This is a genomic window from Pseudomonas sp. H26/SER47-MNA-CIBAN-0231 (assembly GCF_040310465.1).
In the GTDB taxonomy this organism is placed as follows: Bacteria; Pseudomonadota; Gammaproteobacteria; order Pseudomonadales; family Pseudomonadaceae; genus Aquipseudomonas; species Aquipseudomonas atacamensis.
The window spans coordinates 39,917-54,625 of sequence record NZ_JBEOPW010000019.1 but is presented as its reverse complement, the minus strand read 5'-3'; the positions used below and the strand labels follow the sequence as shown (position 1 = coordinate 54,625).

The following is a 14,709-nucleotide window of genomic DNA, read 5'->3' as shown; positions in this document are numbered from 1 at the left end:
CAATGCAGGTTCTTACATGCCTTTAACGGCGTAAATCCCGTTGGCGTTGCGCCAGTAGCCCTTGTAGTCCATGCCATAACCGAAGATGTAGCGGTCGATGCATGGCAGGCCGACGAAATCGGCTTTCAGGTCAGGACGTGCCTTGCGGTCGTGGTCCTTGTCGATCAGCACGGCGGTGTGCACTTTGCGTGCGCCGGCGTGTTTGCAGAAGTCGATGATCGCGCCCAGGGTATGACCTTCATCGAGGATGTCGTCGATGATCAGCACGTCGCGGTCGATGAACGAGACTTCCGGCTTGGCTTTCCAGAACAGGTCGCCGCCGCTGGTTTCGTTGCGATAACGGGTCGCGTGCAGGTAGGACGCTTCCAGCGGGAATTGCAGATGCGTCAGCAGTTTGCCGGAGAAGATCAGGCCGCCGTTCATCACGCAGAACACCACCGGATTGCTGTCAGCCAGTTGTTCGTTGATTTGTGCACCGACGCGGGCGATGGCCGCCTCGACTTCAGACTCGGTGTACAGGCAGTCAGCCTCTCGCATGATTTGACGGATATGCTCGAGATCAGCGGACATGGCGCTCTCCAGGGGTTGGCGGAATTGGAAAAGCGGGCAAAGGTACGCATCCCGCGAGGTCGAATCAAGCTCTTATGGACTAACGTACAGAATGTCCTATAGGACATCACTCTCGGATAGATTAATCTAGGCCGGTTTTTTTGCCCGCCGCCGGAGCCTTTCCCATGCCCATCCTCGAGATCCGCCATCCGCTGATCCGTCATAAACTCGGCCTGATGCGCCGCGCTGACATCAGCACCAAGAATTTCCGCGAGCTCGCTCAGGAAGTCGGCGCCCTGTTGACCTATGAAGCTACAAAAGATCTGCCGCTCGAATCCTACGACATTGCCGGTTGGTGCGGCACCGTGTCGGTGGAGAAGATCGCCGGCAAGAAGATCACCGTCGTACCGATCCTGCGTGCCGGCATCGGCATGCTCGAAGGCGTGCTCAGCCTGATCCCGGGCGCCAAGGTCTCTGCTGTGGGCGTTGCCCGCAACGAAGAGACCCTGCAAGCGCACACCTATCTGGAAAAACTGGTACCGGAAATCGACGAGCGCCTGGCGATGATCATCGACCCGATGCTCGCCACCGGCAGCTCCATGGTTGCCACCATCGACCTGCTGAAAAAGGCCGGTTGCCGCGACATCCGTGCCATGGTCCTGGTGGCCGCGCCGGAAGGCATTGCTGCCGTCGAACAGGCGCACCCGGACGTGACCATCTACACCGCGTCCATCGATGAACGCTTGAACGAGCACGGCTACATCATTCCTGGGCTTGGCGACGCCGGTGACAAGATCTTCGGCACCAAGCAGAAGGACGCGTGACCATGCAGCAAGAGTTCAACGATCCGCTCTGGCGCACGGTGCTGTCCGGCGCGCAGATGCTGTTCGTGGCCTTCGGCGCCTTGGTGCTGATGCCGCTGATCACCGGCCTGGACCCCAACGTGGCACTGTTTACCGCGGGTCTGGGGACGATCCTGTTCCAGATCGTCACCGGGCGTCAGGTGCCGGTGTTCCTGGCGTCGAGCTTCGCCTTCATCACGCCGATCATCCTCGCCAAGGGCCAGTTCGGCCTCGCCGCGACCATGGGCGGCGTGATGGCGGCCGGTTTCGTCTACACCTTCCTCGGCCTGGCTGTGAAGATCAAAGGCACCGGCTTCATTGACCGTTTGCTGCCGCCGGTAGTGATCGGTCCGGTGATCATCTCCATCGGCCTGGCCATGGCGCCGATTGCCGCGAACATGGCGATGGGCAAGGCCGGCGACGGCAGCGAGCTGATCCACTATCAGACGGCGATGATGATTTCCATGCCGGCGCTGCTGACCACGCTGATCGTGGCGGTGTTCGGCAAAGGCATCTTCCGTCTGGTGCCGATCATTTCCGGCGTGCTGGTGGGCTTTGCCATGTCGTTCTATTTCGGCGTGGTCGACACAGCGAAAATTGCTGCAGCGCCATGGTTCGCTCTGCCGCACTTCACCGCGCCGGAGTTCAACTGGCAGGCGATTCTGTTCATTGTTCCGGTGGCGCTGGCCCCGGCGATCGAGCACATCGGCGGCGTGATTGCCGTGGGTAGCGTGACCGGTCGCGATTACCTGAAGAAGCCGGGCCTGCATCGCACCCTGCTCGGTGACGGCATCGCCACCACCGCCGCCGGCCTGTTCGGAGGTCCGCCCAATACCACGTACGCCGAAGTGACCGGCGCGGTGATGCTGACCAAGAACTACAACCCGAAAATCATGACCTGGGCGGCGATCTTCGCCATCACCCTGGCGTTCATCGGCAAGTTCGGCGCGCTGCTGCAGAGCATTCCGGTGCCGGTGATGGGCGGGATCCTGTGCCTGTTGTTCGGTTCGATCGCAGCGGTGGGCATGAACACCCTGATCCGTCACAAGATCGACCTGGGCGAAGCGCGCAACCTGGTGATTGTTTCGGTGACGCTGGTGTTCGGTATCGGCGGCGTGCTGGTCGGCACCGGCACCGGTCCTGATGACTTCGGCCTCAAAGGCATCGCGCTGTGCGCGGTGGTGGCGATTGCGCTGAACCTGATCCTGCCGGGCAATGATGGCTGGAAGCAGAAGAAGGCGGATGAGCCGCTGATTTAACCCCCCGCAATGATCGTTCCCACGCTCCGCGTGGGGATGCCTCAAGGGACGCTCCGCGTCCAGTGACGCGGAGCGTCACGGGCTGCATTCCCACGCAGAGCGTGGGAACGATCACTGTGTGAGCGGGCTTGCTCAGAGGGCCAGCGGCGCTCGTTCGCAGAGGGTCGCCAGCGCCTTGGCCCATTGCGGGTCGTCGTTCAGGCACGGCACCAGCACCAACTCCTCGCCCCCCGCTTCGCGGAACTGTTCCTTGCCGCGATCGCCGATCTCTTCCAGCGTCTCGATGCAATCGGCGACGAACGCCGGGCACATCACCAGAATCTTTTTCACCCCGCTTTTGGCCAGTTCATCCAGCCGCGCTTCGGTGTACGGCTCGATCCATTTCGCCCGGCCCAGGCGCGACTGAAACGACACCGACCATTTGCCGTCCGCCAGGCCCATGCTTTTGGCGAAGGCGGCGGCGGTACGGAAACACTGCGCGCGATAACAGGTTGCCAATACCTCCGGCGAGGCGGTCTGGCAGCAATCGGCGCCCTTGAGGCAGTGATTGCCCGTCGGGTCGAGTTTGCTCAGATGGCGCTCAGGCAAGCCGTGAAAGCTCAGCAGCAGATGATCGTAGTCCTGCTGCAGATGCGGACGCGCGCTGGCGGCCAGTGCTTCGATGTATTCCGGCTGATCGTAGAACGGTTGCAGGATCGACAACTGCACGTCGAGTTTCTTCTCGCGCAGCACGCGCCGGGCTTCTTCGATCACGGTGGTCGTGGTGCTGTCGGCGAACTGCGGATACAACGGCGCCAGCGTGATTTTCTTGTGTCCCGCTTTGACCAGGCGCAGCAGACAGGTTTCGATCGACGGCTCGCCATAACGCATCGCCAGATCCACCGGGCCGTGTTTCCAAGTCCGGGTCATCTGCTCCTGCAAGCGGCGGCTGAGCACCACCAGCGGCGAGCCCTCTTCCCACCAGATCGAGGCATAGGCATGGGCCGATTGCTCGGGACGCTTGATCAGGATCAGCGACACCAGCAACCGCCGCAGCGGCCATGGCAGGTCGATCACGTAGGGGTCCATCAGAAATTGATTGAGGTAGCTGCGCACATCGGCCACCGAGGTGGAGGCCGGAGAGCCCAGGTTGACCAGAAGCAAAGCGTGATCGGTCATGCAACGTCCTATTTCAGAGGCGGCTGGAGAGATCATCCAGAGCCGCGCGTAAATCCGTAAAGCGGAAGCTGAACCCCGCTTCCACCAGGCGTGCCGGCGTCGCACGCTGGCCGCCGAGCAATAACAGTGACAGCTCGCCGAGCATGACTTTCAGCGCCAGGGTCGGCATCGGCATGAACGCCGGGCGGTGCAACACACTGCCCAGGGTCTTGGCAAATTCGCGGTTGCGCACAGGTTTCGGCGCGCAGGCATTATAAGGACCGCTCGCCTGATTCCGGTGCAGAAGAAAATCAATCAGGGCGATTTGATCGTCGATGTGAATCCACGGCATCCACTGCCGACCATTGCCCAAAGGCCCGCCCAGCCCGAGCTTGAACGGCAGCAACAGCCGCGACAAAAAGCCGCCCTCAGCCGACAGCACCAGACCGGTTCGCACCAGTACCACGCGGATGCCGAGGTTTTCGGCGCGCAGGGCGGTTTCTTCCCAGGCGATGCACAACTGACTGGCGAAGTCGTCGATGCCCGGCGGTGATTCTTCAGTCAACTCGCGTTCGCCACCGTCGCCGTACCAGCCGATCGCCGAGCCGGAAATCAGCAGCGACGGTTTCTGCGCGCGAGTTTCCAGCCACGCCAGCAGCGTTTCCGTCAGGGTGATGCGGCTGCTCCACAGCAACGCCTTGCGACGATGGGTCCAGGGGCGGTCGGCAATCGGCGCGCCGGCGAGATTGACGATCGCATCCAGCGGCTCTTCGCCGAGGTCCTCCAGACGCGAAATTCCGCGCACCTGCGCGCCGCAGATCTGCGCGACTTTTTCCGCGCGGCGACTCCACACCGTCAGCCGATGGCCCTGCTCCAGCCAGTGCCGGCAGAGCTGACGTCCGATCAAACCAGTACCGCCGGTCAGCAATATGTGCATGACATCTTCCTCGCGTGGCGTTTAACCCGGATCACTAGTCTATTTTTATAGGCAGGGATCTTTTCGATCGGGCAGGCTCTATGGTTTAACAATAGGCCAAGCTGTCAGAACGAGAACGCTAGAAGTTATACCAAAAAACAGAATTGTACAGGTTTCATCGACGGCGTAGTCTGTACAGAAAGGTAAACGAGGCCCCTATGACTGTACCTATCGCAATCATCGGCACCGGCATCGCCGGGCTCTCCGCCGCTCAGGCTCTGACAGAGACCGGGCATACCGTTCAACTGTTCGATAAAAGCCGCGGCAGCGGGGGGCGCATGTCGAGCAAGCGCAGCGACGCCGGCTCGCTGGACTTGGGCGCTCAATACTTCACCGCGCGCGACCGGCGCTTCGTCACCGAAGTGCAGCGCTGGCAGAGCCGGGGCTGGGCCGCTGAGTGGACGCCGCAGCTGTACACCTTCCAGGGCGGCCAACTGAACATGTCGCCGGACGAGCAGACCCGCTGGGTCGGCACGCCGCGCATGAGCGCCATCACCCGTGGCCTGCTCGATGGCCTGGACGTGCAGTTTGCCTGCCGCATCACCGAGGTCTATCGTGGCGAAGAACACTGGCATCTGCAGGACGCCGACGGCTGCACCCACGGCCCCTTCAGCCATGTGGTGATCGCCACACCGGCACCGCAAGCCACCGCGCTGCTGGCCGCCGCACCGAAACTTGCCGGCGTCGCTGCCGGGGTGAAAATGGAGCCGACCTGGGCCGTCGCTCTCGCCTTCGAAACCCCGCTCGATACGCCGATCGAAGGCTGCTTCGTACAGGACAGCCCACTCGACTGGCTGGCGCGCAACCGCAGCAAACCCGGGCGCGACAGCACTCTCGACACGTGGGTGCTGCATGCAACCAGCGCCTGGAGCCGGCAACACATCGACCTCTCCAAGGAGGCGGTGATCGAGCATCTGCACGGTGCTTTCGCCGAACTGCTGCACAGCGCCATGCCTGCGCCGACCTTCAGCCTCGCTCACCGCTGGCTCTACGCCCGCCCCGCTACCGGCCATGAATGGACCACACTGGCCGATGTCGATCTGGGCCTGTACGCCTGTGGCGACTGGTGCCTGTCGGGCCGCGTTGAAGGCGCCTGGCTCAGTGGTCAGGAGGCTGCACGTCGCTTGCACGAACACCTGCAATGAATCGCATCAATCCGCGTAAATTGCTGCTGTCGAAGTGGACAGCAGCCCACCCGCAAAATCGCGAAAAACATTTTCTGGTCACCGAACTGATCCGCGACGAGGAAGGTACGGTGCTGGAAGTTGAATTGCAGGCGGTGCTGACCCAGCGTAGCGAGCGACTGGATTGGCAGGTGCTGAAAGACAGCGAGCACTGGTTACTCGGTTGGAAATAGATTTCCCTTGTGGTGGCGAGCCTGCTCGCGAAAGCGCTGTATCAGATACAAATTCCTTTGCTGACCCACCGCTTTCGCAAGCAGGCTCGCTCCCACATATTCAGCGCTGTAGAAAAATCTTATACAAATCATTTGACTTGTACATCCATCGATCTATGCTGAGGAAAAGTTGTACAGAGATAACTCTCTGTACAGGTATAGATTCGAGGTGCTCATGTCTACTGCTTCCCTGTCCAAGCCGAAGATCGCCATCAGCGCCTGCCTGTTGGGCGAAGAAGTGCGCTACAACGGTGGGCACAAGGAATCGCGGCTGTGCAGCCGTACCCTCACCGAATATTTCGATTTCGTCCCGCTGTGCCCGGAAGTCGCCATCGGCATGGGCATTCCCCGTGAGCCGATCCGGCTGGTCGGCGACCCTGAACAACCCGAGGCCGTCGGCACCGTCGACCGGACCATCAACGTCACCAGGCCGCTGGCCGAATACGGCGAGAAAATGGCCGCCGAGTTGCAGGACCTGTCCGGCTACATCTTCATGCAGCAGTCGCCCTCCTGCGGGCTGGAACGGGTCAAGGTCTATCACGACAACGGCGCGCCAGTGAATGGTGGCGGACGCGGCATCTATGCGCAGGCATTCTGTGCACAGCATCCGGATCTGCCGGTGGAAGAAGCCGGACGCCTCAACGATCCGGTGCTGCGGGAAAACTTCATCACCCGCGTCCTGGCCTACAGCGCTTGGCAGCAAGTGCTCGCCGAGGGCCTGAGCCGCCGCGCCCTTACCGAGTTCCATTCGCGCTACAAGTACCTGCTGATGGCGCACAACCCGCTGCAATACAAAAACCTCGGCAAGATGCTCGGCAACATGGCCGACAGCGATCCCGCCGAACTCGGCCCGCGCTATTTCAGCGAGCTGATGGCCGCGCTGAAGAAATGCGCCACTCGCGGCACCCATTGCAACGTGCTGCTGCACCTCAGCGGTTATTTGAAACAATCGCTGAGCGCCGAAGACAAACAGGAAATGCAGCAGATCATCGGCCAGTATCGCCAGGGCATCGTGCCGCTGGTGGTGCCGTTGACGCTGCTCAAACACCATTTTCGACTCCATCCGGACCCGTACATCGCGCAGCAGGTTTACCTGCAGCCGCATCCGGAAAACCTCAGTCTGCGAAACGCGATCTAATGAACGATAAAACCGATAGCAGCGCCCGGGAAGACCTCGGCGCCGACTTCAAGAAAGCCCTCGACGAGGGCTGGTTGCCGATTCGCGAAGTAGCGCGGCAGACCGGCGTCAACGCCATCACCCTGCGCGCGTGGGAACGTCGCTATGGGTTGGTGGTGCCCCAGCGCACGCCCAAGGGCCATCGACTGTATAGCGCTGAACATGTGCAGCGGATCATGGCCATCCTCACCTGGCTCAACCGTGGCGTTGCGGTCAGCCAGGTCAAGCCACTGCTCGATGCGCCGCAGGCCTTCACGGAAACCGTGGAAAACGATTGGCAGCGTCTGCATCAGACGTTGCTGTCGGAGGTCACCTCGCTCAATGAGCGCGCGCTGGATGACAGCGTCAATCAGGCCATCGCCTTGTATCCGCCACGGACGTTGTGCGAGCAATTGCTGATGCCGCTGCTGGCCGAGCTCGAACAGCGCTGGCAGGGCCAGTTCGGCGCACAGATGGAACGGACGTTTTTCTTTTCCTGGTTGCGCAGCAAATTCGGCGCACGCATCTACCATAACAACCGCCAGCTGCATTCGGCGCCGCTGCTGTTGATCAATCATTCCGACCTGCCGCTGGAGCCACATCTGTGGCTGTGCGCATGGCTGATCAGCAGTGCCGATTGCCCGGTGCAAGTGTTCGACTGGCCACTGCCGGCCGGTGAACTGGCGCTGACCGTCGAGCATCTGCAAGCCCGTGGCGTGCTGCTGTATTCGAGCAAAGCCATGCAACTGGCGCAGTTGCCCAAGCTGTTGGCGAACGTCAATTGCCCGACCTTGATTGCTGGCCCCACGGTGCACATTCACCACACCGAGTTGTCCGCACGCACCGCCCAGACTGCCGATCTGTTCCTGGCTGAAGATCCGCTTGCCGCACACCAGGCGCTGCTCGAGCGCGGATTGATTTGATGATGGGTTTAATCACATGCAACTGATCTGGCTGCGCAGCGACCTGCGCCAACATGACAACACCGCCCTCGCGGCCGCCGCAGCGCGCGGCCCGGCCGTGGCGGTGTATCTGTTGAGTCCGCAGCAATGGCTGGAGCACGACGATGCGCCGTGCAAAGTGGATTTCTGGCTGCGCAATTTGCGCGAACTGAGCCAGAGCCTCGGCGCGCAGAACATTCCGCTGTTGATTCGCAGCGCGCCGCACTGGGATCAGGCGCCAGCAGAACTGCTCAAGCTGTGCCGGCAATTGGAGATCGAGGCGGTGCACGTCAACGAGGAATACGGCGTCCACGAAAGCCGCCGCGATGAAGCCGTGGCCGAAACGATGCGGGCCGAGGGCATCGAGTTCCACAGCTATCTGGATCAGTTGCTGTTCAAACCCGGCACGATCCTGACCAAGACCGGCACCTACTTCCAGGTGTTCAGTCAGTTTCGCAAGGTCTGCTACGAGCGCCTGCATCGCTCGATGCCTGCACTTGTAAAGGCACCGGGCAAACAGGCCGCTCTGGGTATCGAAAGTGACGCAATTCCGGAGGCGGTCAAAGGCTTCGCCACGCCGAGCGAATCCCTGCGCGCCTTGTGGCCGGCCGGCGAGCAAGAGGCGCGGCGCCGCCTCGACACCTTCACCGACGCGCAGATCGACTACTACCGCAGCGAACGCGATTTCCCGGCCAAACCCGGCACCAGCCAATTGTCGGCGTACCTCGCCGCCGGGGTGATCTCGCCACGCCAGTGCTTGCACGCTGCACTGCAAAGCAATCAGGGCGAGTTCGAAAGCGGCAAAGTCGGCGCAGTGACCTGGATCAACGAGCTGCTGTGGCGCGAGTTCTATAAACACATTCTGGTCGGCTACCCACGCGTCTCCCGGCATCGCGCCTTCCGCCCGGAAACCGAAGCGCTGGCCTGGCGCGATGCGCCGGAAGAACTCAAGGCCTGGCAGGAGGCACGCACCGGACTGCCGATCATCGACGCGGCGATGCGCCAATTGCTCGAAACCGGCTGGATGCACAATCGCCTGCGCATGGTCGTGGCGATGTTCCTGACCAAAAATCTGTTGATCGACTGGCGCGAGGGCGAACGCTTTTTCATGCGCCACCTGATCGACGGCGACCTGGCGGCCAACAACGGTGGCTGGCAGTGGAGCTCATCGACCGGCACCGACTCGGCGCCGTACTTCCGTATCTTCAACCCGTTGAGCCAGTCGGAAAAATTCGATGCCGAAGGCGTGTTCATCAAGCACTGGTTGCCGGAACTGGCCGGGCTCAACAAGAAGGAAGTGCACAATCCGGCGGCAGCCGGAGGACTGTTCGGCGTGGCCGATTATCCGGCCCCGATCGTCAACCTCAGCGCCTCACGCGAGCGTGCGCTGACGGCGTTCAAGAACCTGCCGTCGCGCCAGCCTGTGGGCGGCAGCGATGAGTGAATTCCTGCGCAGCTTCGCCCGCGAGTTTTGCGGGTTGAACAAAGACAACCTGCATCGCCTCGGCGAGCTGTACAGCGACGACATTCATTTCACCGATCCGCTGCACGAAGTTCAGGGCCTGGCACAACTGCGGGATTACTTCAGTGAGCTGTACGCCAACGTCAGCGATCTGCGTTTCGATTTTCACGGCTTTGACCAGATCCGCGAAGGTGAGGGTTACCTGCGCTGGGTCATGAGTTATCGCCATCCGCGCCTGGCCAACGGTCGGGAAATCAGGGTCGGTGGCTGCTCGCACCTGCTCTGGCGCGACAAGGTTTATCGCCATCGGGATTATTTCGATGCCGGGGCGCTGCTGTATGAACACTTGCCAATATTGGGCCGGGTGATTGCCTGGCTGAAAAGGAGAATGGGATGAGTCGTACACCTCCACGGCGGTATTGGTTGACCGGCGCCAGCAGTGGCATCGGTGCAGCCTTGTGTGAGGACATTCTGAAAAGCGGCGCGCACCTGGCGGTCAGCTCGCGCTCGGCCGCGCCGCTCAAGGTTTTGTCCCAGCGTTACCCGGGCCAGGTGCTGGTGGTGCCCGGCGATCTGACCAACAGTCAGACCGTGCGCGAAATCGGTGAGCAGATCGCCGAGGCCTGGGGATCGCTGGACAGCGTGATTCTCAACGCCGGCACCTGTGAATATGTCGACGCGCGCCAGTTCGATTCGTCGATCATCGAGCACGTGGTGCGCACCAATCTGCTCGCCAGCAGCTATTGCATCGAGGCCGCCCTGCCGCTGTTGCGCAAAGGCACCGCGCCGCACCTGGTCGGCATGGCCAGCTCGGTGACTTACCTGCCGCTGCCACGGGCCGAAGCCTATGGCGCATCGAAGGCCGGGCTGCGTTACCTGTTCGAATCGCTGCGCATCGATCTGGCGGATGAAGGCATTGAAGTCACCATCATCAGCCCGGGTTTTGTCGAAACGCCGCTGACCGAAAGGAACGATTTCCCGATGCCGCTGAGCTGGCCTGCGGATAAAGCGGCGCGGCACATCTTCGCCAAACTCAAGGACCGTCCGCTGGAAATTGCCTTTCCGGGACTGTTCATGGCCGCGCTGTGGCCGCTGTCGAAACTGCCCGCCCGCGCGCAATTGGCGATCGGCAAACGCATGGTGCGCAAGAACCCACCGCAGCGGGACCCGATATGAAAATCGCCGTAATTGGCAGCGGTATCGCCGGGCTCACCTGCGCCTACCTGCTGAACCGCCGCCACGACATCACTGTGTTCGAAGCGAGTGACTGGGTCGGCGGCCATACCCACACCGTACCGGTCAGCGTGGCCGGGCAATCGTTCGCCATCGATACCGGTTTCATCGTGTTCAACGACTGGACCTACCCGAACTTCATTCGCTTGCTCAACCAGCTCGGCGTGGCGTTCAAGCCGACCGAAATGAGCTTTTCGGTAACCGACCCGGACACTGGCGTGGAGTACAACGGCAACAATCTCAACAGCCTGTTCGCCCAGCGCAGCAATCTGTTGTCGCCGGGGTTCTGGGGCATGCTGCGCGACATTCTGCGCTTCAACAAAGAAGCCCAGCGCGACCTGATCGAACTGCGCATCGCCGCCGACACCACCCTCGATGATTACCTCAAGGCCGGCGGCTACGGCGAGCGCTTCATCCTGCACTACATCGTGCCGATGGGCGCGGCGATCTGGTCGATGCCGATGGCGGAAATGCTCAATTTCCCGCTGCAATTCTTCCTGCGTTTCTTCAAGAATCATGGCCTGCTCTCAGTCAGCGATCGTCCGCAGTGGCAGGTCATTGAAGGCGGTTCCAGTGCTTATGTGGCGCCACTGACCGCTTCATTCAGTGACAGGATTCGCCTGAACTGCCCAGTCAAGCGCGTCGAGCGCAACCAGCACGGCGTAGTTATCCACAGCCCGGCCGGCCTCGAACATTTCGACAAAGTGGTGTTCGCCTGTCATAGCGATCAGGCGCTGAACCTGCTGGCCAACCCGAGCGACGCCGAGCGCTCGATTCTCGGCGCCCTGCTCTACGCCGATAACGATGTCGTGCTGCACACCGACACGCGCCTGCTGCCAACGCGCAAACTTGCCTGGGCCAGCTGGAACTATCGCCTTGGCGGCGCCGGCCATACGCGCGCGGCGGTCACCTACAACATGAACATTCTGCAGGGCATCGAAAGCGACACTACGTTCTGCGTCAGCCTCAACCAGACTGCCGGCATCAGCCCGGACAAGGTACTGGCCCGCTACACCTACGCCCACCCGCAATACACGCTCGCCGCAGCGGCCGCGCAAAACCGTTGGGGCGAACTCGATGGCGAGCAGCACACGCATTATTGCGGCGCCTACTGGGCCAACGGCTTTCATGAAGATGGCGTGGTCAGCGGGCTGCGCGTAGCCGCCGCGTTCGGTGAAACCCTGTGAACAGCGCTCTGTACAGCGGCGTCATCGGCCACCGACGTTTTGCGCCGCGCCGCCACGAATTCCGCTACCGCATCGGTTTGCTCTACCTCGACCTGAGCGAACAGGACGCCGTGCTGGCCTTGTCGCCACTGGCCGGGCGCAGCCGCTTTGCGCCGTTCTCGTTTCGCGAAACCGATTACCTGAAAGCCTTCACCGGCAAGGGCATGCGCCTGATCGACGCGGTGCGCCAGCAGGTCGGCGCAGCCATCGGTCATGAGCCACAAGGCGCGGTGTGCCTGCTGACCCAGCCGCGCAGTTGGGGGTTGTCGTTCAATCCGGTGAGTTTCTTCTATTGCCATGAAGCCGACGGGCAACTGGCGGCGATCGTTTGTGAAGTGACCAACACGCCGTGGCGCGAGCGTTATCACTATGTGCTGCCGGCGCAGACGCCGACCAGCCTGGTGGATTTCCATCAGCATTTCGCTGTGGCCAAGGCGTTTCACGTCTCGCCGTTTCTGCCCCGCGACCTCGAATACCGCATGAGCTTCAGCCCGGCCGCGCAAAGCCTGGGTGTGCACATGGCCGATTGGCAGGGCAGCGAGAAACTGTTCGACGCCACACTGAATCTGCGCCGCGAACCGCTCGATCGTCGCAGCCTGCATCGCTATCTGCGGCGCTTTCCGTGGATGACCGCAAAAACCGCTCTGGCGATTTATTGGCAAGCACTGCGACTGCTGCTCAAGCGCGCGCCGATCTTCCCTCACCAGGCTGCCGACGGCAGCTTTAAAACCGCCACTGTGCCTCCGAAGGAGCCGCACCATGAAATCCTCTAGCCTGCCGCTCGGTCGCTTCAGCACCAACGGTTTGACCGGCTCGCTGCTGCGCCGTGGCGTGTTGCGCCAATTGGCCCAGCTCAAACACGGACAATTGATGGTCGTCGAGGATGGCGAACAAATGCTTTTCGGCACCCCGGGCAGTGCTCTGCTCGGCGAAGTCCATGTACTCGACCCGGCCCTGTGGGGCATGGTCGCCAGTAGCGGCTCGATCGGCGCCGGCGAAGCATTCATCCACGGCTATTGGAGTTCGCCGGACCTGACGGCTGTGGTGCGCGTGTTCGTCAGCAATCTCGATGTACTCGATGCCATGGAAGGTGGCCTGGCGCGTCTGGGCCGGCCCTTCGTGCAAGGCCTGCACTGGCTCAACCGCAACACGCGCAAGGGATCACAGAAAAACATCGCCGCGCACTACGACCTCGGCAATGAACTGTTCGAACAGTTTCTCGACCCGACCATGATGTATTCCGCCGCCCAGTTCCTTTCGCCGAGCGACACCCTGGAACAGGCGCAACTGAACAAACTCGAGCGCATCTGCCAGAAACTCGCGCTCAAACCCAGCGACCACCTGCTGGAAATCGGCACCGGTTGGGGCAGCATGGCCCTGTACGCAGCGCAGCATTACGGTTGCCGCGTGACCACTACGACGCTGTCGAAAGAGCAGTTCGCGTTCACTGCCAAGCGTATCGAACAACTCGGCTTGCAGGATCGCGTCACCTTGCTGCTCAAGGATTACCGCGACCTGAGCGGCGAGTACGACAAACTGGTGTCGATCGAGATGATCGAAGCGGTCGGCCATCGGTTCCTGCCGACCTACTTCAAGCAATGCGCGCAGTTGCTCAAGAGCAACGGCCTGATGCTGCTCCAGGCGATCACCATTCGCGAGCAACGCTACGAACAGGCCAAGCGCAGCGTCGACTTTATCCAGCGCTACATCTTCCCCGGCGGCGCCCTGCCCTCCGTGCACAAGATGCTCGATGTGGTCAGCCGCGAGACCGACATGAACCTGCTGCACATGGAGGATTTCGGCCTGCATTACGCCAAGACCCTGCGCCTGTGGCACGAGAACTTTCGTCTCGCCCATGGTCGCCTGAGCGAACTGGGCTACGACGATTATTTCCTGCGCCTGTGGGAGTTCTATCTGTGCTACTGCGAGGGCGGATTCCTCGAACGCACCATCGGCACCGCGCAATTGCTGCTGGCCAAACCGGCGGCGATGACCGCGCCGCTGCTCGGGCGCTTCGATGCGTGAGCGAATCGCCAATGCCGTGCTGTTTCAGCTCGGCTGGCTGGCCTGCGTGCTCGGCGGCAACAGTTTATGGCTGTTGCTGGCGCTGGCGGCACTGGTGATTCATCTGCGCTGGATCAGCAGTTGGGCGGCGGAAGGTCGTTTGATTCTGTGCGTGGTGATTGTCGGCACGGCGGTGGACAGCGTCTTGCGTTACCTCGACGTGTTCCGCTTTGCAGACGCCTCACCGCTGATTCCGCTGTGGCTGATGCTGCTGTGGGCGCTGCTCGCCACCACGTTGCGCCACTGCCTGGCCTGGAGCGCGCGGCCATGGTGGCTGGCCAGCGCACTTGGCGCGGTAGGCGGCGCATTGTCGTACTACGCTGGCGGACGCCTGGCAGGCGTGCAATTTCCCTATGGCGAGGCGGCGACGCTGATTGTTATCGGGCTGCTCTGGGCAGGCTTGTTCCCACTGCTGCATTTGATGGCGCGGCGTCTGGCGCCGTGAGCGTCCGTCAGCGCTTTCACACC

16 protein-coding genes are annotated in these 14,709 nt (G+C 61.7%); 13 read left to right on the top strand and 3 right to left on the bottom strand.

Going from position 1 to position 14,709, the window contains the following annotated elements:
- Positions 1–12: 12 nt before the first annotated feature.
- Positions 13–570, bottom strand: a complete 558-nt coding sequence (locus tag AAEZ10_RS23000) for a hypoxanthine-guanine phosphoribosyltransferase (RefSeq protein WP_016773231.1) — start codon at positions 568–570, stop codon at positions 13–15.
- Between the two features lie 164 nt (positions 571–734).
- Here AAEZ10_RS23000 and upp point away from each other — a divergent pair, with 164 nt between their 5' ends.
- Together upp and AAEZ10_RS22990 are read left to right on the top strand one after the other, a co-directional pair.
- A complete protein-coding gene (gene upp / locus AAEZ10_RS22995; protein ID WP_024014279.1) occupies positions 735–1,373 on the top strand; it encodes a uracil phosphoribosyltransferase in 639 nt (212 codons plus the stop codon).
- 2 nt (positions 1,374–1,375) lie between these two features.
- Complete coding sequence (locus AAEZ10_RS22990; protein WP_071173568.1) at positions 1,376–2,650, top strand: uracil-xanthine permease family protein; 1,275 nt, start codon at positions 1,376–1,378, stop codon at positions 2,648–2,650.
- Positions 2,651–2,782: 132 nt separating this feature from the next.
- Here AAEZ10_RS22990 and hemH read toward each other — a convergent pair whose 3' ends face one another.
- Both hemH and AAEZ10_RS22980 read right to left on the bottom strand, forming a co-directional pair.
- Positions 2,783–3,808 carry a ferrochelatase gene (gene hemH / locus AAEZ10_RS22985; protein WP_056790260.1) on the bottom strand — a complete coding sequence of 342 codons (1,026 nt, stop codon included), beginning with the start codon at positions 3,806–3,808 and terminating at the stop codon, positions 2,783–2,785.
- A gap of 13 nt (positions 3,809–3,821) precedes the next feature.
- On the bottom strand, positions 3,822–4,724 hold the full coding sequence (locus tag AAEZ10_RS22980; RefSeq protein WP_056790263.1) for a TIGR01777 family oxidoreductase: 903 nt from the start codon (positions 4,722–4,724) through the stop codon (positions 3,822–3,824).
- Positions 4,725–4,921: 197 nt separating this feature from the next.
- On the opposite strand from AAEZ10_RS22980, the gene AAEZ10_RS22975 reads away from it, so the two are divergent.
- From AAEZ10_RS22975 to AAEZ10_RS22925, 11 genes are all read left to right on the top strand, one after another.
- Positions 4,922–5,908, top strand: coding sequence for an NAD(P)/FAD-dependent oxidoreductase (locus AAEZ10_RS22975; protein ID WP_071173571.1), 987 nt, complete (start codon positions 4,922–4,924; stop codon positions 5,906–5,908).
- Positions 5,905–6,120: a TIGR02450 family Trp-rich protein gene (locus AAEZ10_RS22970; protein WP_076564097.1), complete on the top strand. Its 216-nt coding sequence runs from the start codon at positions 5,905–5,907 to the stop codon at positions 6,118–6,120. The genes AAEZ10_RS22975 and AAEZ10_RS22970 overlap by 4 nt, the downstream gene beginning before the upstream one ends.
- A 214-nt stretch (positions 6,121–6,334) precedes the next feature.
- Positions 6,335–7,297, top strand: a complete 963-nt coding sequence (locus tag AAEZ10_RS22965) for a YbgA family protein (protein ID WP_041479992.1) — start codon at positions 6,335–6,337, stop codon at positions 7,295–7,297.
- Positions 7,297–8,238 (top strand): MerR family transcriptional regulator, encoded by a 942-nt coding sequence (locus AAEZ10_RS22960; RefSeq protein WP_350571133.1) that lies wholly within the window; start codon positions 7,297–7,299, stop codon positions 8,236–8,238. The genes AAEZ10_RS22965 and AAEZ10_RS22960 overlap by 1 nt, the downstream gene beginning before the upstream one ends.
- 16 nt (positions 8,239–8,254) lie before the next feature.
- Positions 8,255–9,700 (top strand): deoxyribodipyrimidine photo-lyase, encoded by a 1,446-nt coding sequence (gene phrB / locus AAEZ10_RS22955; RefSeq protein WP_350571131.1) that lies wholly within the window; start codon positions 8,255–8,257, stop codon positions 9,698–9,700.
- On the top strand, positions 9,693–10,115 hold the full coding sequence (locus AAEZ10_RS22950) for a nuclear transport factor 2 family protein (protein WP_071173575.1): 423 nt from the start codon (positions 9,693–9,695) through the stop codon (positions 10,113–10,115). The genes phrB and AAEZ10_RS22950 overlap by 8 nt, the downstream gene beginning before the upstream one ends.
- The gene (locus AAEZ10_RS22945; protein WP_016773219.1) at positions 10,112–10,894 is read left to right on the top strand and encodes an SDR family NAD(P)-dependent oxidoreductase; all 783 of its coding nucleotides are present in this window, start codon (positions 10,112–10,114) and stop codon (positions 10,892–10,894) included. Before AAEZ10_RS22950 ends, AAEZ10_RS22945 begins: the two co-directional genes overlap by 4 nt.
- The gene (locus AAEZ10_RS22940) at positions 10,891–12,138 is read left to right on the top strand and encodes an NAD(P)/FAD-dependent oxidoreductase (RefSeq protein ID WP_016773218.1); all 1,248 of its coding nucleotides are present in this window, start codon (positions 10,891–10,893) and stop codon (positions 12,136–12,138) included. Before AAEZ10_RS22945 ends, AAEZ10_RS22940 begins: the two co-directional genes overlap by 4 nt.
- Positions 12,135–12,950, top strand: coding sequence for a DUF1365 domain-containing protein (locus tag AAEZ10_RS22935; protein ID WP_130928623.1), 816 nt, complete (start codon positions 12,135–12,137; stop codon positions 12,948–12,950). Before AAEZ10_RS22940 ends, AAEZ10_RS22935 begins: the two co-directional genes overlap by 4 nt.
- On the top strand, positions 12,937–14,202 hold the full coding sequence (locus AAEZ10_RS22930) for an SAM-dependent methyltransferase (protein WP_016773216.1): 1,266 nt from the start codon (positions 12,937–12,939) through the stop codon (positions 14,200–14,202). Before AAEZ10_RS22935 ends, AAEZ10_RS22930 begins: the two co-directional genes overlap by 14 nt.
- Positions 14,195–14,686, top strand: coding sequence for a DUF2878 domain-containing protein (locus tag AAEZ10_RS22925; RefSeq protein ID WP_281120849.1), 492 nt, complete (start codon positions 14,195–14,197; stop codon positions 14,684–14,686). The genes AAEZ10_RS22930 and AAEZ10_RS22925 overlap by 8 nt, the downstream gene beginning before the upstream one ends.
- Positions 14,687–14,709 lie beyond the last annotated feature (23 nt).